The sequence below is a fragment of the Winogradskyella schleiferi genome, from assembly GCF_013394655.1.
Taxonomy (GTDB): domain Bacteria; phylum Bacteroidota; class Bacteroidia; order Flavobacteriales; family Flavobacteriaceae; genus Winogradskyella; species Winogradskyella schleiferi.
Genome location: NZ_CP053351.1, coordinates 1,190,141 through 1,211,129 on the forward strand (window position 1 = coordinate 1,190,141; position 20,989 = coordinate 1,211,129).

16 protein-coding genes are annotated in these 20,989 nt (G+C 35.5%); 4 read left to right on the forward strand and 12 right to left on the reverse strand.

What is annotated here, in order from left to right; all coding sequences use genetic code 11:
• Positions 1-12: 12 nt before the first annotated feature.
• From HM990_RS05160 to HM990_RS05180, 5 genes are all read right to left on the reverse strand, one after another.
• Positions 13-987, reverse strand: a complete 975-nt coding sequence (locus HM990_RS05160; protein WP_178987916.1) for a cbb3-type cytochrome c oxidase N-terminal domain-containing protein — start codon at positions 985-987, stop codon at positions 13-15.
• Positions 984-1,169 (reverse strand): CcoQ/FixQ family Cbb3-type cytochrome c oxidase assembly chaperone, encoded by a 186-nt coding sequence (locus tag HM990_RS05165; protein ID WP_178987917.1) that lies wholly within the window; start codon positions 1,167-1,169, stop codon positions 984-986. Before HM990_RS05165 ends, HM990_RS05160 begins: the two co-directional genes overlap by 4 nt.
• Before the next feature lie 5 nt (positions 1,170-1,174).
• Positions 1,175-3,376, reverse strand: a complete 2,202-nt coding sequence (gene ccoN / locus HM990_RS05170) for a cytochrome-c oxidase, cbb3-type subunit I (RefSeq protein WP_178987918.1) — start codon at positions 3,374-3,376, stop codon at positions 1,175-1,177.
• A 10-nt stretch (positions 3,377-3,386) separates the two neighbouring features.
• On the reverse strand, positions 3,387-3,572 hold the full coding sequence (gene ccoS, locus HM990_RS05175; protein WP_178987919.1) for a cbb3-type cytochrome oxidase assembly protein CcoS: 186 nt from the start codon (positions 3,570-3,572) through the stop codon (positions 3,387-3,389).
• A 73-nt stretch (positions 3,573-3,645) separates the two neighbouring features.
• The gene (locus tag HM990_RS05180) at positions 3,646-6,021 is read right to left on the reverse strand and encodes a heavy metal translocating P-type ATPase (protein ID WP_178991836.1); all 2,376 of its coding nucleotides are present in this window, start codon (positions 6,019-6,021) and stop codon (positions 3,646-3,648) included.
• Between the two features lie 152 nt (positions 6,022-6,173).
• On the opposite strand from HM990_RS05180, the gene HM990_RS05185 reads away from it, so the two are divergent.
• The gene (locus HM990_RS05185) at positions 6,174-6,809 is read left to right on the forward strand and encodes a Crp/Fnr family transcriptional regulator (protein WP_229719377.1); all 636 of its coding nucleotides are present in this window, start codon (positions 6,174-6,176) and stop codon (positions 6,807-6,809) included.
• Here HM990_RS05185 and HM990_RS05190 read toward each other — a convergent pair whose 3' ends face one another.
• Positions 6,810-7,709 (reverse strand): diacylglycerol/lipid kinase family protein, encoded by a 900-nt coding sequence (locus tag HM990_RS05190; RefSeq protein ID WP_178987921.1) that lies wholly within the window; start codon positions 7,707-7,709, stop codon positions 6,810-6,812. It lies immediately after the preceding gene.
• Positions 7,710-7,773: 64 nt separating this feature from the next.
• Between HM990_RS05190 and HM990_RS05195 the strand changes: the two genes are divergently transcribed.
• On the forward strand, positions 7,774-8,742 hold the full coding sequence (locus HM990_RS05195) for an App1 family protein (protein ID WP_229719378.1): 969 nt from the start codon (positions 7,774-7,776) through the stop codon (positions 8,740-8,742).
• A gap of 101 nt (positions 8,743-8,843) precedes the next feature.
• Here the strand turns inward: HM990_RS05195 and HM990_RS05200 are convergent, their stop codons facing one another.
• Complete coding sequence (locus HM990_RS05200; RefSeq protein WP_178987922.1) at positions 8,844-10,790, reverse strand: S9 family peptidase; 1,947 nt, start codon at positions 10,788-10,790, stop codon at positions 8,844-8,846.
• Positions 10,791-10,818: 28 nt separating this feature from the next.
• A complete protein-coding gene (locus HM990_RS05205) occupies positions 10,819-14,061 on the reverse strand; it encodes a WD40/YVTN/BNR-like repeat-containing protein (protein ID WP_178987923.1) in 3,243 nt (1,080 codons plus the stop codon).
• A 123-nt stretch (positions 14,062-14,184) separates the two neighbouring features.
• Between HM990_RS05205 and HM990_RS05210 the strand changes: the two genes are divergently transcribed.
• Both HM990_RS05210 and HM990_RS05215 read left to right on the forward strand, forming a co-directional pair.
• Positions 14,185-15,321 (forward strand): vWA domain-containing protein, encoded by a 1,137-nt coding sequence (locus HM990_RS05210; RefSeq protein ID WP_178987924.1) that lies wholly within the window; start codon positions 14,185-14,187, stop codon positions 15,319-15,321.
• 118 nt (positions 15,322-15,439) lie between these two features.
• Positions 15,440-16,897 (forward strand): MoxR family ATPase, encoded by a 1,458-nt coding sequence (locus tag HM990_RS05215; RefSeq protein ID WP_178987925.1) that lies wholly within the window; start codon positions 15,440-15,442, stop codon positions 16,895-16,897.
• A 2-nt stretch (positions 16,898-16,899) separates the two neighbouring features.
• Here the strand turns inward: HM990_RS05215 and HM990_RS05220 are convergent, their stop codons facing one another.
• From HM990_RS05220 to HM990_RS05235, 4 genes are all read right to left on the reverse strand, one after another.
• Positions 16,900-17,475, reverse strand: a complete 576-nt coding sequence (locus tag HM990_RS05220; protein WP_178987926.1) for a YdeI/OmpD-associated family protein — start codon at positions 17,473-17,475, stop codon at positions 16,900-16,902.
• On the reverse strand, positions 17,475-19,115 hold the full coding sequence (locus HM990_RS05225; RefSeq protein ID WP_178987927.1) for a M1 family metallopeptidase: 1,641 nt from the start codon (positions 19,113-19,115) through the stop codon (positions 17,475-17,477). The genes HM990_RS05220 and HM990_RS05225 overlap by 1 nt, the downstream gene beginning before the upstream one ends.
• Positions 19,116-19,136: 21 nt before the next feature.
• On the reverse strand, positions 19,137-20,318 hold the full coding sequence (locus tag HM990_RS05230; RefSeq protein WP_229719379.1) for a DUF6265 family protein: 1,182 nt from the start codon (positions 20,316-20,318) through the stop codon (positions 19,137-19,139).
• A gap of 66 nt (positions 20,319-20,384) precedes the next feature.
• Positions 20,385-20,957: a Pycsar system effector family protein gene (locus tag HM990_RS05235; RefSeq protein WP_178987928.1), complete on the reverse strand. Its 573-nt coding sequence runs from the start codon at positions 20,955-20,957 to the stop codon at positions 20,385-20,387.
• Positions 20,958-20,989 lie beyond the last annotated feature (32 nt).

Sequence of the window (20,989 nt, forward strand, 5' to 3'; positions counted from 1 at the left end):
TTATTTGTTTATTTAAAAATCTATTGATTTTACTAAGGAATCAGAAACGTTGTCTTCAATTTTAATATCCACATCATGTACTGCTTCACCTGTATCCATGTCTTTTAAGGTCGCATCAATCCAAATATCGCCTTCTGGATCTTTAGGATTAGCAGCTGTTGTACCTTGAAATTTTAGTACATAGCTTGCAACCTGAGCCATTTCTAAAGGTTTAAGACTTTGTTTCCAAGCAACCATACCTTTACCATCTCGTCCACCTTCTGAAATCGTTTTGAAAACATTTTTAATGCCACCACCCAAAATCCAATTTTCATCGGTGAGATTTGGTCCAATACCTCCACCACCATCAGCCATATGGCAAGCGACACAGTTAGTTTCAAAAATGATCTTACCAGCATTTAAATCTGCAGACTCCGTTAATATCTCAACAGTATTAAAATCCACTAAACCTTTAGCAGTTTTTTTGTACTCTTCAATGGCTCTATTGGCTTCAGCATATTCAATTTCATATTCCACAAATTGATCGTCGGCATTAAAAACATGATATCGTAACATATAAACAACTGCAAAAACAATGGATATGTAGAAGGAGTAAATCCACCATGGTGGTAAATTATTATCCAATTCCCTAATACCATCGTAATTGTGGTCCAATATAATTTCTCCTTCTTCTTCTACTGGTTTTGAGCCTAAAAGTTTGTTATAAGTTCTATTTATCCAACGTATAAACTTTGGTGATTCAGCTCGTTTTAGATCATATCTAATTTTAGCTTCTTCATCTAAACTCTGATAGAGAATATTATCCATTGAATTCACAATACCCTCTATAGCGATTAGTACTAATAATACCAATAATAGAAAAAGTAGTATAATAGGTTGTTCCATAAATGCAGGTTTGTCTCCTGAATCTACGAAGTACTCTATAAATCCTGCAATGGCTAAAAAGATGACAGGAACTCTTATGTATGATGGAATTAAATGTCTCATATTTCGGTTTCGTTTTGGTTGTCTAATGGTATATTGCTAACAGTGGTTATATAATCTTTTTTAGCTGTGATTACCCAATAAAATAATACAACAAAAAAGAAGAAGAATATTAGTAGTGATATCATTGGGTAAATTTCTATTCCTGTGATACTCTCTAAATGGCCTTTTATAAATTTGAACATGATAATTAGTTTTGAGCAGTTTCTTCAATAATATCCTTAACTTTAATATCGGTTCCAAGACGCTGTAAATAAGCGATCAAGGCAACTATTTCCCTGTTTCGCATTTCTACGAACCCTTCACCAGAAGCGGCTTTATCCGCTTCATAAGAGGCTACAAAATCTGGATCACCATAAAGGTTTTTCTCAATTTGTGTGCCTTGCTCTAACATGGAAGTTTGCGCATTTGCAATATCTTCTTCTGTATATGGAACACCTAGCGTTACCATAGTTTCCATTTTCTTTTCTGTCAAGGACTTATCCAGTTTTGCACCTTCACCGACAATAAGCCATTTATACGATGGCATAATAGAACCAGTAGATGTGGTCTGAGGATCATACATGTGATTAAAATGCCAGTTATCTGAGTATTTTCCACCAACACGATGTAAATCTGGTCCTGTACGCTTACTTCCCCAAAGGAAAGGATGATCATAAACATATTCACCTGCCTTAGAGTATTCTCCATAGCGTTCTACCTCAGATCTAAATGGACGTACCATTTGAGAATGACACCCAACACAACCTTCTCTAATGTACAAATCTCTTCCTTCAAGTTCTAAAGGCGTATAAGGTTTCACACTGCTAATAGTTGGGATGTTTGATTTTACAACAATCGTTGGTACAATTTGAACAATACCACCAATCAGAATTGCTATAGTTGCATATATGGTTAAAAGTACAGGTTTACGTTCTAACCAAGTGTGCCAGCCTTCTCCTGCAATACGGCCTTTTGATACACGCTTTAAGGCAGGAGCTTCTGCTAACTCGTCAGTAACTTTATGGTCAGATTTTACAACAGTCATGATAACGTTGTAAACTAAGACTAACATACCTGTAATATAAAGTGTACCACCAATAGCACGCATCCAATACATAGGCATAATTTCGGTTACGGTTTCTAAAAAGTTACCATAAACTAAAGTACCATCTGGATTAAATTGTTTCCACATACTAGCTTGTGCAAAACCGGCAACATACATTGGTAGAGCATACAACATAATTCCTAATGTACCAATCCAGAAATGGACATTAGCCAAACCTATAGAATAGAGCCTAGTTTTAAATAATTTTGGAATAAGATAATATACCATACCAAAAGTTAGGAAACCGTTCCAAGCTAAAGCGCCTACGTGAACGTGAGCAATAATCCAATCCGTATAATGCGCAATGGCATTAACATTTTTTAGGGATAACATTGGACCTTCAAAGGTTGCCATACCATAACCTGTAATGGCTACCACCATAAATTTTAAAACAGGATCAGTTCGTACTTTGTCCCATGCGCCTCGCAAGGTTAATAATCCGTTGATCATTCCACCCCAAGAAGGCATTAATAACATCACTGAGAATGCGACACCCAAATGCTGCGCCCATTCTGGTAAAGCTGTATATAATAAATGGTGAGGACCAGCCCAAATGTATATAAAGATCAACGACCAAAAGTGAACAATTGAAAGTCTATAAGAATAAACAGGTCTATTTGCTGCTTTAGGTACAAAATAATACATCAACCCTAAGAATGGTGTTGTTAAGAAAAATGCAACCGCATTGTGTCCATACCACCATTGTACTAAGGCATCTTGAACACCAGCATAAACAGAATAACTTTTTAATCCGCTTACAGGTAATTCTAGACTATTAAAGATATGAAGCACTGCAACCGTAACAAAAGTAGCCAGATAAAACCAAATTGCAACATATAAGTGACGTTGACGACGTTTTAAGATTGTTGCAATCATATTTACACCAAAAGCCACCCAAACTAAAGCAATGGCGATATCAAAAGGCCATTCTAGTTCAGCATATTCTTTTGAGGTTGTATAACCAAGCGGTAATGTAATTGCAGCGCCAACAATGATAAGTTGCCATGCCCAAAAATTAAAATTACTTAATAAATCACTAAACATTCTAGCTTTTAGCAATCGTTGTAGTGAGTAATAAACACCTGCAAAAATAGCATTACCTACAAAGGCAAAAATAACTGCGTTTGTATGTAATGGTCTTAAACGACCAAAACTAAGCCAAGAAACACCATCAGTTAGATTTGGGAATAAAAACATGAAGGCCAAAATTAGACCTACTAGCATCCCAACAACTCCCCAGAGAATGGTAGCGTAAAGGAATTTTTTAACGATTTTATTATCGTAATAGAATTGTTGCATTTCCATATTAAAAAAATTAGTCAGTTTTTGTTTGTTTAGTTGTATTGGTTTGTTCTTTTACAAGTTCGTCTTCAAAAAGCATACGTACCGATGGTGTATAATCGTCATCGTACTGACCAGACCTAACAGCCATTATAAAAATGACAAAGAAAGTCACGCCAACAACAACGCTTACCGTTAATAAAATATAAATAACACTCATACCTACTGAAGTTATGGGTCAAAAATAATATTGAACCCAGTTTTAAAACATGACTTTTATCATGTTGATTAATTTATTTTAGTTTCCGTCCCAAAAGGTTAGTTGCAATCGTCGTAAACACTACAATACTAATAGAACTTAATGGCATTAAAATTGCCGCGACTACAGGTTCTAACTGACCTGTTACAGCAAAATATAATCCAATAATATTATAAAAAAATGACAGCACAAAGCTCCATTTAATGATTTTTATAGCCGATTTTGAGGCTTTAATAAATTGATAAAGCTGTTTGAATTTTGAGGCATCCAAAATACCGTCACAAGCAGGCGAGAAGACATTTACATCTTCAGAAATGGCAATTCCAACATTACTTTGAGCTAAAGCTCCGGCATCGTTTAAGCCGTCTCCAATCATCAATACTTTTGCGCCTTCAGATTGGTGATATTTTATGAATTCTAATTTATCTTCTGGTTTTTGGTTGAAAATCAGTTTCGTTTTGGCTGGAAGTAGTTTTGTTAAATTTTCACGTTCACCTTCGTTATCTCCAGAAAGAATCACCAAATCAAAATGTTTTTTCAATTGATTGAATAATTTTGAAACCCCCTTTCTATAACTATTGTAAAAGGTATATTTTCCTTTGTAGATGTTATTGCTACTTATATGAACTGTAGTGTTTAAAACTGAACTTTCTAGTGTACTCCCAACAAAATTGGCAGAACCAATCTTCATATTTATAGCGTCGTGTTTAGCTTCAATACCTTTACCTATGTGTTCTTCGAAAGCATCTAGTGTAATAATATTGTTTTCCTGTAAAATGTTATATAATGTTCTACTTAAAGGATGATTAGAACCACGAAGGGAGTTTTTTAAAACCAAACTTTCAGAATCCGACAATATAGCGCCATCGTATTCCGCATGACTCTGTTTATTGGAAGTAATCGTTCCTGTTTTATCAAAAATAACGGTGTTTATTTGTGCCAGTTGTTCTATAACGCTAGCATTTTTTACATAGAATTTTAACTTTCCGAAAATGCGCAATAAATTCCCAAATGTAAACGGAGCTGATAAAGCAATGGCGCAAGGGCAAGCAATAATTAGTACAGCTGTAAATACATTCATAGCCTTGCTAGCATCTACAAATAGCCAGAATGAAGTAGCAATTAGAGAAATAGTTAAAATAGCAATAGTGAAATGTTTACTAATGGTATTGGTAATCGTCGTAAAACCATCTTCTTTGTTTTTACTGAAAACATCGTTGCTCCACAATTGGGTAAGGTAGCTCTGTTCAACAGACTTTAAGGCTTCCATCTCAATAACGCCATTGGTCTGTTTTCCACCAGCAAATAATTTATCGCCTGATGCTTTTGAAACGGTTTGCGATTCTCCAGTAACAAAACTGTAGTCTATTTTTGCTTTTCCGTTAATTAAAATACCATCAACAGGAATTAACTCTTCATTTCTGATTAAAATCCGGTCTCCTTTTTCAATATCATAAACCTGAATCGTTTCTTCATTACCTTCCTTATTTATTTTGGTGATGGCAATAGGGAAATAAGACTTATAATCGCGCTCAAAGGATAAGAACTGATATGTTTTTTGCTGAAAGAATTTACCAACCAAAAGAAAGAAAATCAATCCGGCGAGACTATCGAAAAATCCCGAACCTAAATCGAACATAATTTCAATCGTACTTCTTATAAACAAGACAGAAACGCCTAAAGCAATGGGAACGTCAATATTTAAAATCATTGCTTTTAAACCTTTGTAAGCAGAAATAAAATAATCTTGTGCAGCATAAAAAACAATAGGCAAGGACAGGGCAAACATTAACCAGCGAAATAATGGTTTGTATTGTTCCAGCCAATATTCATTAACCTCAAAATACTCGGGAAAAGACAAAAACATAATATTACCAAATCCAAAAGCAGCAACACCAAGTTTGTAAATTAAGGTTCTGTTGATATGCTTTTCTCCAGAGTTAAAATCATCCAAGCTTATATACGGTTCGTAACCAATGGAACTTAGTAATAATACGACGGCTTTTAAATTGGTTTTTGTAGAATCGTAGGTGACTCGAACAGTTTTCTTACCAAAATTAACTTGCGAATCTGAAATATTTGGATTGAGTTTGTTGAGGTTTTCAAGAATCCAAATACAAGAACTGCAATGAATATGAGGAATGTAAAGCGTCGTAATTTCTATAGTATCGCTTCTAAATTCCGTTAACTTTTCAATGATATTTTCCTGCGATAAAAAGTCGTATTTACCTTCAATTTCCTTGGGTATTGCACCAGGTGAATTTTGCAAATCATAATAACAGGTTAAGTCGTTCTCGTTAAATATTTCGAAAACGGTCTTACAGCCATTACAACAAAATGATTTGTCTTGAAATGTAATTGGATGATTTCCACAATCATCACCACAGTGAAAACAAGTGTTGTTTCCCATTATTAATTTGCTCATTTATACCTGTAGCAAAAGTCACAAAACTTGTACATTTAAAATATGATATTTGTCATGTTTTGATTAACTTTGAATTTGACGATAATAGAATTGGTATGAGTAAATGTGAACAGTGTATTGCAAGACAGTTAAACTCAATGCGGTCTTTGACTAAAGAAGAGTTGAAAAACGTTTCGGCCTGCAAAACGACTCGATTTTACAAAAAAGGAGATGTGATTTTTGATGAGGGTGAAACGCTTCACGGCGTTTACTGTGTAAGAGACGGTGTTTGTAAACTCACAAAATTAAGTGCGAACGGAAAGGACCAAACCGTAAAACTTTTAGGGAAAGGAGAACTTATTGGCCAACGTTCTATTATAAGTGACGAACGTACTAATCTTAGTGCTGTTGCTATTAATGATATTGAGCTATGTTATGTGCCAAAGGACCAAATCATATCTAATATTCATAAAAATAAAGAATTTTCGTTTGAAGTTTTAAAACACTTAGCTTCCGATTTAAAATCTGCTGAAGACGATTTAATTACCATGGCACAAAAGTCGGTAAAACAACGTTTGGCTGAAGCCTTAGTTTATGTGCAAGATACATTTGGTGCCGATGCTAAAGGTTATTTAAGCTTGGTGCTTTCAAGAGAAGATTATGCAAGTATGGTAGGTACGGCTACAGAATCTGCTATTAGAATTTTATCACAATTCAAAAAAGAAGACTTGATTTCAACTTCAGGAAAACGGATTAAAATTGAAGATTATGAAGGTCTAAGGCGAATTGAATAATTAAGTTAGATATTTCATTTTATTTCCGTTCACCAAAACTTTGAGTTTCTCTGGCAGTATTTTGACGTCAAGATCTGAAACTTTTCCTAAGTATTCACCGTCAATTTGAAATTCAATAGGCTTTGGTATCGTAATTTTGGCTTTGTCGGCTGAAAAACATTCCACAAAATCCTTATCCATCCTTGGCGTATTTTTTAAAGTTTGAAGAATTTGTATAACATCCATTTTTTTAAAAACCAGAATCTCAAACTGACCATCATTGAGTTCTCCATCAGGATTTATAGTGGCACCTGTACCAAACTGTTTGGCATTTGCAATGGCTAGCATAATACCTTCTTTTGTGAACTTTTTATTGTTGATGGTAATTTCAAATTGATATGGATAATCCGATTTTACCAACGAAGGAAGGGTTTGCAAAGCATAGCCAAGCTTCCCTCTGATTCTGGAATCCTCATAATTTTTAATAAGTACAGCGTTAACTCCAATATCTGATATGTGAAGGCATAAATCACCGTTTACGGATAGCATATCAACATCAATACTGTGGTTACCAAAAGTCACAGCGATTTGCGCACTAAGTTGAGTAGGTAAATTTAAATTTGATGCAAATCCATTGGAAGATCCTGCAGGAATAATCCCAAGCGGTAGGTTTCTTTCCATTATAGCGTTGGCAGCTAATTGCAAGGTGCCATCGCCACCTACGACGATGACATGTTTAAAAGATGTATCATTAAGAATATTTTTTATCTTATCAAGATCATTGTTACCAGTGGTTTTATATTTTTTCAGGTTAAAGCCTTTGATTTCAGCTTCTAAAGCGATATCATTAAGTATTGGTTTTTTGTTGATATCACCAGAAATAGGATTAAAAATTACTAATATTTCAGGTTTTCTAGACATCTGTTTTTTGAATTATGTATAAATTTAACTAATTTATAGTTCATAAACTTTAATCCAACGTATTGTGCCAAAATTAGATTTAAAATTGTACCGAGGCTATGTTAATGACCAAGAACTTGTGGTTACAGGTCACGTATTCAAATCGTGGGCGCCAGATAAATATCGGTTGGACAGTGAGGGAATTAAGCATGCCGTTGCTGTACTGCACATGTTCAGAATTAAGCCTTATCCCAATATTGAAGTTACGCTACGTTTTAAGAACTTAGAAGTTACCACCAAAACGCTTAAGGATGGTTATTTTAAATTTAGCTTGCCCTATAAAGACCATCTTGAAAGCGGTTGGCATCGTTATGAAGTGCAATGCAAAATAGGTGAATTTGGTATTATTAATTGTGGTGAAATATTGAAACCATACATAGGTAAATTGGGTATCATTTCTGATATTGATGATACATTTTTAATTTCCCATAGTAATAGTTTTTTTAAAAAACTCTATGTTATGTTGCTTCGAAATGTAAATCGAAGGAAAATATTTTCGGATGTAGTACAACATTATGAGGCATTGAGTAAAGCGGGACAAACTAATGATTTGGCATTCAACTCATTTTTTTACGTTTCTAGTAGCGAATATAATTTGTACGAATTTATTGTGGCTTTTGCTCGACTTCATAAATTACCAAAGGCGGTTATAAAATTGAAAAAAATTAAAGCAGGTATTTCTGATTTTTTGTTGACAGGTAGAGGTGGGCACGATCATAAATTTGAAAAGATTAAAGAAATAATTTCGTTTTACCCTAATCTAAATTACGTATTATTAGGAGATGACTCACAGCAAGATGCCTATATTTATGAGCGTGTGTGCAAACTTTTTCCTAAAAATATTAAAGCTGTTTACATGCGGCAGACAGCTTCTACGAAGTCTGAAAAAATAAGTAAGGTGCTTTTAAATATATCGAGTCTCAATGTTGAAACCTGTTATTTTGAATATAGTCGTGAGGCTATTGAACATTCAGCATCTATAGAAATAATATAGGATAAGTAAGCTTTTAGTCGGCATAAAAGACTTTTAAAATTGAAAAATCCCATACATTTATAAGAACTGTATGGGATTTTTTAGTTGAAGTGAGTCAATAGTTATTTCGTCTCACTTTCAATCATTTCAGATGAGGTTTCTCCATCAATAGGCGCATTCTCATTTTTGAGATGCGTATCAAGGAATTTTAAAATTCGACTATAAGCTTCTATTTGGTTTTCTTTTTTGATAAATCCATGGCCTTCATCATCAAACAAAACATATTCCACAGGAACACCATTTTGTCTTACACCAGCCACAATTTCATCCGACTCTACTTGCAACACCCTTGGGTCTTTTGCACCTTGTAATACAATTAAAGGTTTAGTAACTTTATCGGTATGAAATAATGGCGAAATACGCTTTAAACGCACCGAATCTGCTGAAAATGGGTCTCCCAATTCATCATAAAGCGCTTCTCTAAACGATTCCCAATACGGTGGAATACTCTTCAATGTACGCATCCAATTGGTAACACCAAATAGATTGACACCAACATCAAATTCTTCTGGTGCATAGGTTAAGGCAGCCATGGTCATATAACCACCATAAGAACCACCTATAATTCCGATTTTGTCACCATCAATTTGCGGTTGTGATGCCAACCAGTTTTTACCCTCAACACAATCTTGTAAATCCTTTTCGCCATGGTTTTTATTATCCATTTGAAAGAATGTTTTTCCATAACCACTACTTCCTCTATTGTTAACTGCCAATACTGCATAGCCGTGATTCACCATATATTGCATCAAAGAACTAAAATTCTGACGTGTTTGTCCACCAGGTCCACCATGAACCCAAACCATTGCAGGTACTTTATTTTCAGCAGAAGCTTGATGAGGTAAATAATAAATAGCTGGAATTTCGGTGCCATCGAATGATTTATATCGTATCACTTTGGCGGTCACTAAATCTTCTGGATTTATAGCGTCATTTAATACATTGGTCAATTTATGCTGCTCTTTTGTTTCCAGATTGTAGCTGTATAAGTCTGACGGCGAATTAGATCCTCCCACATACATACGCATCCACTTTTCATCATCACTAAAACGCACACTGGTAATACTTTTACCTTCAAAATTCGGTAATTCTATTGGTTTCATTGTTTTGGTATCTAAAACTTCAATGGCATTTTTACCATCTTCGTTTACATAAACTACCATATAGTTTCCATCAGAAGTAAAACCACTACCTACCACATCCCAAGACTTTTCAACTACTTTTTTCTTTTCTTTCGTGTCTAAATTATAGGACATTAAATAAGAAAATTCAGAACCTTCATCAGTGGTATAATAAAAGGTATTGTTGTCCTTAGAAAAGTCCTGAGCAGAATTACTGCTCAGCGTCTCATTGATTTTTGTGGTTTCTTTTGTTGTAGCGTTGTAAATAAACAAGTCACTATCATTTGTATTTACGGTTTTAGAAAGTGCAAAATAGTTTTCATCTTCTGATATACCGCTAAAATTCATACCATCATTATTTTGGTAAAGCATCTCAGAAGTGTAACCGTCAATGGACATTTTATATACATCGAAAAATTTAGGATTGCGTTTATTAGAGCCATAGTACAAATACTTATCATCTTTAGACCAGCCATAGAAGTCGGCTTTTGCACCCTCAATAGGTGTAATATCTGTGATGGTGCCATCTAATTCCCTAACGTATAAGTGACTGATTTCATCTCCATTTCCATCTGCACTAATTAACATTCTGTTATCATCTGGAAAATAGGCATTTGCAAAGTAAGAGGTACTGTCAGAAGCAGTAATCGGAGTCATTTCACCACCTTTGGTTGGAATGGTATATACATTATAAATCCCTGAGCGGTTGCTAGAAATCAATAGCGTACTATTGTCATGGGAGAAACTTCCTCCACTTATCGCTTCATTGTCCATAAACTGTTCAATAGTGTAATTCTCAATATCGCGCTGAGCGACTGTAGTGTCCTTGTCCTCTTTACAAGAAAACAGAATGGTACTTACGCAAAGTAATACAAGTGATTTTTTCATATGGTTTGGTTTTAAAGTTAAATTGGTTCTAGTCAATTGTAAAAGTTTTGATGTCTTTAAAGGGATCTATTTGAACCTGTTTCATTTCTTCTTGATATGCTTTCCAGTCTTTATTATAGAAGCTGTTAGTTTCTGAGAATAATGCATTCAAAGCATCTTTAGCCTGTTTAATTAAAGTGGTTTCTGTGGCGGTTAATCCTGTCTGGCTGCCATTGACATAACCTCTCGCCTTATACAAACGTTGTAGAGGCGTCACTTCTGGACTTCTTGTAATGCCTTGGCGTTTATCGACTTTACCCAAATAATTGTCGATTAGGCTATCAATTGATTTTACGATGTCTCTTGAGTTTTTAATTTGTGCTTTATAAGCTTCTTTATCGAGTTTGGCTAAATCTTTTTGATATGTCTCGGCAATCGTTTTACTTTCTATTAATTGTTTTACGGCATTGAAAGCAGTTTGCTGTAATTGTTCCAATTCTTTTGAAGCCGCATAAACCTCATCGATGTTCTTTTGGGAAATATCTAATCTTGGATCAGATGCAACTTTTACAGTTGTTTCAGAAGTTTGGTCGCCATAATGTAAAATTGCTTTGTATATTCCAGGTTTTACTCTGACACCTCCAAATTCTATTTTCGCTTTTCTTATTTTTCGTGACGGTCTATCAACTCCAGCTTCATCCATATTCCAGATCCATTTATGCACACCGTTTTCTTTTGGTGCCTTTGTCTTTAAAGTTCTGATTAAACGAGTGCCATCATATAATTTTAAAGTCAAAGAATCCCAGGAGACTTTTCCTTCTTCTTTATCCTCTAGAGCTTCTTCGCTATCGCTCTGAATGACATCATCATCATCATCATCATCATCATCATCATCATCATCATTTTTCTCATCTTTTGGCATATCTTTTTTAGTGAAAAAATAACTAAACCGAGCTCCTCCATCACGATTTTCGCCATGATACATGGCATCAGCTCCAAAGCGACTTCCTGTTGGTTGTTGGTAAGATGCTTGATACGCTGTAGGTGGATTAAATAATTTGATGTTCGAAGACATCACCGATTTATTCTTAGCTAGTTCCCGCAAAGGTCTAATATCATCTAAAATCCATGCCGCACGTCCAAAAGTACCTATGACTAAATCGTGTTCCCTTGGTTGTATCACTAAATCCTTGACGGAAGTGGTTGGAAAGCCTTCGGTCCATTTCGTCCATTTGTTTCCCGCGTCAATAGAAATATATAGGCCGTCATCAGTACCTAAAAAGATGAGATTAGGTTCTTCAATATCTTCAACAATAGACAATGTATAACTCTCTACATCATTCTCATCAACGATGCGTTCCCAAGTTTTTCCATAGTTTTTTGTTCTGAAGGCGTAAGGTGTATAATTGAATCGTCTGTAATCATTAGCGATTAAAAGCGCTTCTCCTTTATTTTTGTTGGAAGCTTTTATTTGTGCAATCCAACTATTTTTTGGTAAACCTTTTATTTCGGAAACGTCTGTCCAATTTTGTCCACCATCTTTGGTGTAATGCACACGACCATCATCAGTACCAACCCATAACATATCTTTTTCCAAAGGAGAAGGTTCAATGACCAAAATAGTAGTATGATTTTCCGCACCAGTTACATCCAAGGTCAATCCTCCACTGTCGGATTGTTTTTGTTTTTCGGGATTGTTGGTCGTTAAATCTGGTGAGATGACTTCCCAGGTTTCACCTTTATCTGTTGATTTATGCACAAACTGACTTCCGAAGTAAATGGTGCTATTATCAAATGGCTCGATGTTAATGGCAGAGTTCCAATTGAATCTTAATTTTACCTCGGGATTTGGATGTGTTGGCCGTACCAAATAATTATTTCCCGTTTGCCAATCGTAACGGCTTACATAGCCTTGCTGACTCATGGACCAGCCATAGCGAGCATCGTCTTTATCTGGAATCACATCAAAACCATCGCCAAAACTTATTTCCTGCCAATAACTATTTCTAATGCCTTGTGCTCGCCAAACATAAGCTGGTCCTCGCCAAGAGCCATTATCTTGCATCCCACCATATACATTATATGGAAACTCATTATCGACATTGATATGATAGAACTGAGCCACGGGAAGATTGCCAATAAAGCGCCATGTTTTTCCACCATCTTTGGTAATATTCATTCCGCCATCATTACCATCAATCATAAAATCACCATTCTCAGGATGAATCCACCACGCATGATGATCAGGATGAATACCGTTACTTACACCATATGCTGGCATTAATTGTTTAAAATTCTTTCCACCATCTTGAGACACATTCACATAAGTAAAAACAGAATAAACTCTGTTTTCATTTTGGGGATCGACATAAATTTCGGAATAGTAGAATGGTCTATTTCCAATATCATCTTTATCATTGACTTTTTTCCACTTAAAACCACCATCTTCACTTTTGTAAAGTGCATTCTTTTTGGCTTCAACCAAAGCATAAATGATATTTGGTTTGTTTGCTGCAATAGCGACGCCTATTCGTCCTAAATCACCTTTTGGAAACCCATCGTCTTCAGTTATTTTTTTCCAAGTTTTTCCACCATCATGGGTAATATGTAAACCAGAACCTTCACCTCCAGAATTAAAAAACCAAGGATCACGTTTATGTTCCCAAAGTGTGGCAATTAATTTGTTCGGGTTGGTAGGATCCATGACTAAGTCTGCAACACCTGTTTTATTATTTTCGTATAAAATTTTGTTCCAAGTGTCTCCACCATCAGTAGTTTTAAAAACACCGCGCTCAGGATGTTCTCCCCAAGGCGAACCAATGGCACCAACATATACCACATCTGGATTTGTAGGATCTACGATGATACGATGAATGTGTCTGGTTTTCTCGAGTCCCATGGCCATCCAGTTTTTCCCACCATCCAAAGATTTATAAACACCATAACCACCATTCAAAGAATTTCGAGGATTACCTTCGCCTGTTCCAACCCAAATGACGCTTGGGTTTGATTGCTGAATTTCAACCGCTCCAATGGAAGCGGTAACTTCCTTGTCAAAAATCGGTTCCCAAGTAATACCTCCAGAATTAGATTTCCATAAACCACCAGAAGCCGTACCAACATACATTACATCCGGATTTGTCGTCACCACATCAATGGCAGTAACACGACCCGACATGCCACCAGGACCAATATTTCTTGGAGCCATGTTTTTTACTAAATTCATTGAAAATTCTTGTGCAGAAAGTAACGTTACACAGAATAGTATAACGAGAAATAACAAATTCTTCATTTTTTAGATGTTGGTTGATTGATGCTTAAAATTAAGCAAAAGAATTGATAGAATTCTTAATGTGTTGTTAAGTTGTCCCTCTAGCAGTATTTTAATTCGGAAATTGATTATTTTTACATAGCTATGAATGATATAAGAAAAAAATCGGGTTTCGTTTTTAAAACGTATGAAGCTCCAAATCAATCCCCTTTCGAAAAACTCTTCGAAATTTTTAAGGAGTTAATTACATATACTTCTGGAGATTTTGATGAAGCCATAGATTGGTTACGTCAACTCGATAAAGAATATAAGTTGACTACGCCAGATTATACCATCGATGACTTTATTGAAGACTTAAAGAATAAAGGTTACATCAGAGAAGAACTTGATCCCAATGGGACAGGCGAGGGCGGAAGTGGAATCTCCATTACCGCAAAAACAGAACGTGCCATTCGTCAGCAAGCTTTAGATCACATCTTCGGAAAGATAAAACGTAGTGGTTCTGGGAATCATAAAAGCAAAGGTGTTGGTCTTGGCGATGAGCATACAGGAGATTTTAGAGCTTATCAATTTGGTGATAGTTTGGATAAAGTGTCCATGACTGAAAGCATTAGAAACGCCCAGATTAATAGTGGTATTGGTGATTTTAGTCTCACGGAAGACGATTTGGTGGTTGAAGAGACGCTTCATAAAAGTCAAATGAGTACGGTTTTGATGATTGATATCAGCCATAGTATGATACTATATGGCGAAGATCGAATCACGCCAGCAAAAAAGGTGGCGATGGCTTTGGCCGAATTGATTACCACGCGCTATCCCAAAGATACTTTAGAGATTTTAGTATTCGGTAACGATGCATGGCCCATTAAAATTAAAGAATTACCTTATCTTAAAGTTGGACCGTATCATACCAACACCGTTGCAGGATTACAATTAGCTATGGATATGTTACGTAGAAAACGGAATACCAACAAGCAGATTTTTATGATTACGGATGGTAAGCCAAGTTGTTTACGAATGCCAGACGGTCAATATTATAAGAATAGCAATGGTTTGGATCCATACATAACGAATAAATGTTACGCTATGGCGCAACAGGCAAGACGATTACATATTCCCATAACCACTTTTATGATTGCTGAAGATCCATACTTGATGCAATTTATTAGGGAATTTACACAAGCAAATAGAGGCAAAGCATTTTATACAGGTTTGAAAGGACTTGGGGAAATGATTTTTGAGGATTACGAAAATAATAGAAAGAAGCGGATAAGAGGATAATCCCATCCCAACCTTCCCAAGGGGAAGGAGACGGAACGTGAACCGCTAATCATATATAATTTAAACTTAAACACCCATAACAGTTCCCTTTCCTTAGGAAAGGGTTAGGGATAGGAAAATGAAAAACATAAAAACACTAGACGAATTAAAGAAATCAGGTTACGAATCCAAATCTATTAAAGATGAATTGAGAGATAACTTAATTGAAAATATTAAGAATAAAGTGACGACATTTGAAGGGATTCACGGTTATGAACATACGGTAATTCCTGAATTGGAACGCGCCATATTATCAAGGCATAATATCAATTTATTGGGATTACGAGGACAGGCGAAAACCCGTTTAGCACGTATGATGGTAAATTTGTTGGACGAATACATTCCAGTAGTGGAAGGCTCAGAAATTAATGATGATCCATTGAACCCAATTTCGAGATTTGCAAAAGAATTGATCAAAGAAAAAGGTGATAATACACCAATCTCTTGGTTACACAGAGATGAGCGTTTTGCTGAAAAATTAGCCACACCAGATGTTACCGTTGCTGATATTATTGGTGATGTAGATCCAATTAAGGCTGCGAATTTGAAATTGAGCTATGCCGATGATCGCGTGATTCATTATGGAATGATTCCACGTGCCAATCGTTGTATTTTTGTAATAAATGAATTACCGGATTTACAAGCACGAATTCAAGTGGCTTTGTTTAATATTTTGCAGGAGGGTGATATTCAAATTCGAGGGTTTAAATTACGATTACCATTGGATATGCAATTCTTGTTTACAGCAAACCCTGAAGATTATACCAACAGAGGAAGCATCGTTACCCCTTTGAAAGATAGAATTGGTTCGCAAATTTTAACCCACTACCCAGAAAATATTGATACAGCGAGAACGATTACATCTCAAGAAGCTAAGTTAGATGCTCGACAATCAGAATCCGTTTACGTACCAGATTTAGCAAAAGACCTTTTAGAGCAAATTAGTTTTGAAGCGAGGGAAAGTGAGTACGTCGATGTAAAGAGTGGAGTAAGTGCTAGAATGAGTATTACAGCGTTTGAAAATCTTTTAAGTACAGCAGAACGACGCGCATTACTGGCTGGTGATGATAAAACAACAGTGCGTTTATCTGATTTTATTGGCGTTATTCCAGCAATAACAGGGAAGGTAGAGCTCGTTTACGAAGGCGAACAAGAAGGCGCAGATTTCGTTGCCAATGAATTAATGAATAGTGCTATTCAAACCTTGTTTCCAAAATACTTTCCGAAAGTTGAAAAGTTAGAAAAACAAGGCGAAGAAACCCCTTATGATGATTTAATTTCTTGGTTCTTTAATGGTGAAGGTTTTGAATTGTTGGATGATTTTGACGATGCCACTTACAAAGCAAAACTAGATGAGGTAAAACCTTTAGACGCTCTAATTGCAGATTACCAACCCGAAATAGATTCAAAAGATGTCTATTTTGAAAAAGAATTTATTCTTTGGGGTTTAACACAATTTAAAAAATTGAGTAAATATCGTTATTCAGAAGGCATGCAGTTTAAGGATCCTTATGGAAGTTATATTAGTGGGTTATAGAATTATCTAGTATCCCGACTTTTAATATTAGCATCGCAGAGTTCAATAATCTCTGCGATTCTTTTTTGTCGTGTTGATTCCCGTTTGGCTTGATTTAAATAATACAAATAACTCTTTCTGTAACTCGGCGCAAAGTTGAGGTAATTATCATATGCATTCTTATTGTAGTCAAATGCCTTCTGAAGGGCTTCGGGAATAATGCCATTTTCTACATCATCTAAAGCAGACCAACTTCCATTTTCTTTTGCAATTTTAATGGTGTTAAGTCCACTCTGGTGCATCAAGTTTTGCTTTTTTAATTCTTTAATGTAAGTTTTATTCAATGCACTCCAAACGCTTTTTGGCTTTCTTGGGCAGAAGTATTGTCTGCGTTTTCCATTTCCAAGACTTTTCACAGTGGAATCGATCCAACCAAAACAAAGTGCAATCTTTACCGCCTCTTCCCAACGCATGGAATCATTTTCGTGTGCGACTTTGTAGAAAATGAGATAAACACCTTTTGCAGCATTATGGTTGTTATGCAACCATTCTCGCCATTCTATGTCTGTTTTAAAATATAGTTCTGGTAATTCTATCATTACAGTCTTTTAGACCTCACATAAAAATCTCTATCGATTTTGATGTCATCAGCTTTGAGGTTTTTTGTTTGCCAGTGCGCTTTTGGAAATAACCATTCTGTGGCTTTACCAATTTCAATTTGAATTGGCATATCAAAACCTTCGACAATTTCAGTCCAATGGTACTTCAGTTGACCATTTTTAATTGAATATTCCAGTGTTGGAATTTTTGTAGTTCTCAAATACTGGTTAAAAAATTCGGTTAAATCAATTCCCGTTTGTTCGCTTAAGTAATCTTCAATCTGTTTTGTGGTTACTGTTTGGTGATAGAATTCAGAATTTAAGCCACGAAGTATTTGTCGCCATTCTTCATCATCTTCAATAAGCTGTCTCAGCGTATGAAGCATATTCGCTCCTTTGTAATACATATCACTAGAGCCTTCATGGTTAACATCATATAGTCCAATAAGTGGTTTGTCATTTTGAATATTCGCTCGTGTGCCAATGACATAATCGGCTGAAGCTTCCTTGCCGTAATAATAATCTAAAAAAAGATTTTCGGAATAGGCTGTAAACCCTTCATGAATCCACATATCTGCAATATCCTTATTTGTGATATTATTGGCGAACCACTCATGACCAGCTTCATGGATAATAATAAAATCGAATTTTAAACCCCAACCCGTACGGGATAAATCAGTGCCTAAATAGCCATTCATATATTTGTTTCCATAGGTAACAGAACTCTGGTGTTCCATCCCTAAATAAGGCACTTCTACGAGCTTAAAACTATCTTCATAAAACGGATATGGTCCAAACCAATGCTCAAATGCTTTCATCATTTTTGGTGCATCTTTAAAATGGATTTTCGCTTTTTCTAAGTTATGTTTAAGTACCCAATAGTCCATATCCAACTTACCTTTTTCGCCGTCATAGACTTCTGAAAAATTCGCGTAATCGCCAATATTTACATTCACACCATAATTATTGATGGGATTATTGACAAACCAATGTGACGTCACAGTATTGTTGTTATCATTCTCCACTAATGCTCTCAATCGACCATTGGAAACATTGGTTAAGCCTTTAGGATGCGTTACGCTAATAAGCATACTATCCACTTCATCGTACATGTGGTCTTTGTTAGGCCACCATACGCTTGCGCCAAGACCTTGATTAGATGTCGCTATAAAGTGATTTCCGTTCTTATCTTTTTTCCATGAAAATCCACCATCCCAAGGTGCGCGTTTGGCTTCTCTTGGATTGCCTTTATAATATACTTCAATAGAATTGAGGTCTCCAATATATTGATCTTTGGTAAGCGTAATAAAATGTGCATTACCATCATGTTTAACCTGAAGTTCTTTGCCATTTTGAAGCACAGACGTAATTTCCATTGGCGCTTGCAAATCAATCTGCAAGACCTGATGAGGTTTCAAAACTTTATATTGTATAAAGTTTTTGCCTGAAATGAATTTGTCATCAGGTTGAACTTCAACATCCAAATGATAATAAGTTAAATCCCACCAATCGCGTTCAGGAGTGATACTTCCTCTTAGCGTATCTTGATGTGTAAATGATTCTTTATCTTGAAGTAATTGCGCATTTACCGAAAACATTGAGACAACTAACGTTATGATAAGGATATATTTCAATTTCATTTATTTTTTAGCTTGAATTATTTAATCGATCAATTTTAAAGTTCCGAAAATATGAGCATCTATCCAACCTCTGTTTTTATCGTCGCCTTCAACAAACACTGAACCTATGAAGTTTTCACGTTCCTTGCTTTTATCATTATCGCAATAGGCTAGTGCAAAACCGATCTTTTTCCCAAGTTGTAGCTTTTCAGGATGATTTTCTCCCACTTCGTTGTAGGTGTCATTGAATACTGAGATTTTTACCTCCCATATCGAAGTTTTTCCAGTAGTAATGCGCTTAGATTCTAGGTGCGAATTATAAAGTTTTCCTTTCTTCTCTGTGGACATATCCACCACATTTCCATCTAATGCAATGTGATAAGCAAAGGCATTATGATTGTATTGGTGTTCGCCACCACTATTGTCTTCGTCTATAAAAATTTCAAGGCAATCATCGTCCCACCAGGCGACCAACGGATCAGAATTCTTGTCAATTAATTGATCATCTTGTATTTCTGCCAATAGATAAAGGGCATCTTCTGACCAAGATAATTTATAACGACCTGAAAAATCGTCTTTAGAATAAGCCTCGCCAAGCCATAATTGATCCAACGGCAACCAGTTGGTCTCAGACCATATGTTGTCATCGGCTTTTCCGTCGATAAGAGGTTTTGTTTTTGCCTTTTTTACCGTTATGAATTGATTTATGGGTTTCTCTATTTTCTTTTTATAGTTGAACTTTACAACCTCAACTTTACCCTTATCATCTTTGATGTCCACATAGATATTTATTTCTGAATCACTGATTTTATAGAAAGTCATGCCTTCAAAAACAACTTTGTTTTCAGTGATTTTTACTAATGGAAAATCAACCGTTTCATCCTTGGTTTCCCACCCTTTTAAATCTGGACCAAAATGTTTGAGTTGAAGAATCAATGAGTTTTCAATTTCTCTAATCACCTCAATTTCATAAAAGGTGACATTGCCGTCGTTAATTAATTTAAACGTTGCCATCATGGAACCACCAGAAGGGTCACTCCATATCTCTTCGGTAATGCCTCCAAAAGCTTTACCGTGCCATGTGCCAGATAGCCATGCAATGTTTTCCAGTTTGGGTTCGAGGGTTTTTTCACTCTGAGCCTTACAAGATGATGTATAGCTTAGGAAAACCATTATTGCCATCATAATAGATACTTTCATACTCTTAATTTTAAATGCGTTCATTATTATGACGTTTTCATTTAATTAAATAGGACAACTTTTACAATTATTTAATTGTGACCTAAGAAACTAAGTTAAAATAAAAATAACGTGGTACAAACCTATGATAAATAAAATAATCAGACCCAAAGCCAAAAGGCTAATGGCGCGTTTTACATTTTTAAATTTCCAAGCGGAGATTTTTGAAATGATAAATATTTGCTCGCCCAATTGCATAAACAATGCGTCCTCGTCTTTGCTCATAGTTAAAAAAGTCGTTGAAAACTCTTTGACATCACCAAATTTTGAAATGATATCCTTAAAAAAAAACATGTTTTTAGAGAACTTACCTTCAATCTTTGGAATAAAACAGCGGATACAGAAAAAAATGGAAGCCGTAGTACAGCATATCCAAGCACCAATAAGAATATATAGATAGGTGTCATTGGTTAATTGGCCCGAAAAATTTTCTGTACCTTGATAAATGAAATTCAAGAGAATACCGTAAAAGGACAATATTAAACCCGCTTTTAGTTCAGAAGCCTTAATTAAATCGGTTAAATAATTTATGGTTCCCCAATAATGATCAACTAATTCTTCGGTATGACTACTTTGACTTATTCTTTTTGAGGCTGGTTTTTTAATTGGGTTTTGTTCTTCCATGATTTATACAATGGTTGTTTTATTGATTGTCG

Bases quoted from the DNA above. Each gene is read 5' to 3' on its own strand.
- HM990_RS05160 (WP_178987916.1), bottom strand. From the start codon at position 987: ATGAGACATTTAATTCCATCATACATAAGAGTTCCTGTCATCTTTTTA.
- HM990_RS05165 (WP_178987917.1), bottom strand. From the start codon at position 1,169: ATGTTCAAATTTATAAAAGGCCATTTAGAGAGTATCACAGGAATAGAA.
- ccoN (WP_178987918.1), bottom strand. From the start codon at position 3,376: ATGGAAATGCAACAATTCTATTACGATAATAAAATCGTTAAAAAATTC.
- ccoS (WP_178987919.1), bottom strand. From the start codon at position 3,572: ATGAGTGTTATTTATATTTTATTAACGGTAAGCGTTGTTGTTGGCGTG.
- HM990_RS05180 (WP_178991836.1), bottom strand. From the start codon at position 6,021: ATGGGAAACAACACTTGTTTTCACTGTGGTGATGATTGTGGAAATCAT.
- HM990_RS05185 (WP_229719377.1), top strand. From the start codon at position 6,174: ATGCGGTCTTTGACTAAAGAAGAGTTGAAAAACGTTTCGGCCTGCAAA.
- HM990_RS05190 (WP_178987921.1), bottom strand. From the start codon at position 7,709: ATGTCTAGAAAACCTGAAATATTAGTAATTTTTAATCCTATTTCTGGT.
- HM990_RS05200 (WP_178987922.1), bottom strand. From the start codon at position 10,790: ATGAAAAAATCACTTGTATTACTTTGCGTAAGTACCATTCTGTTTTCT.
- HM990_RS05205 (WP_178987923.1), bottom strand. From the start codon at position 14,061: ATGAAGAATTTGTTATTTCTCGTTATACTATTCTGTGTAACGTTACTT.
- HM990_RS05210 (WP_178987924.1), top strand. From the start codon at position 14,185: ATGAATGATATAAGAAAAAAATCGGGTTTCGTTTTTAAAACGTATGAA.
- HM990_RS05215 (WP_178987925.1), top strand. From the start codon at position 15,440: ATGAAAAACATAAAAACACTAGACGAATTAAAGAAATCAGGTTACGAA.
- HM990_RS05220 (WP_178987926.1), bottom strand. From the start codon at position 17,475: ATGATAGAATTACCAGAACTATATTTTAAAACAGACATAGAATGGCGA.
- HM990_RS05225 (WP_178987927.1), bottom strand. From the start codon at position 19,115: ATGAAATTGAAATATATCCTTATCATAACGTTAGTTGTCTCAATGTTT.
- HM990_RS05230 (WP_229719379.1), bottom strand. From the start codon at position 20,318: ATGAACGCATTTAAAATTAAGAGTATGAAAGTATCTATTATGATGGCA.
- HM990_RS05235 (WP_178987928.1), bottom strand. From the start codon at position 20,957: ATGGAAGAACAAAACCCAATTAAAAAACCAGCCTCAAAAAGAATAAGT.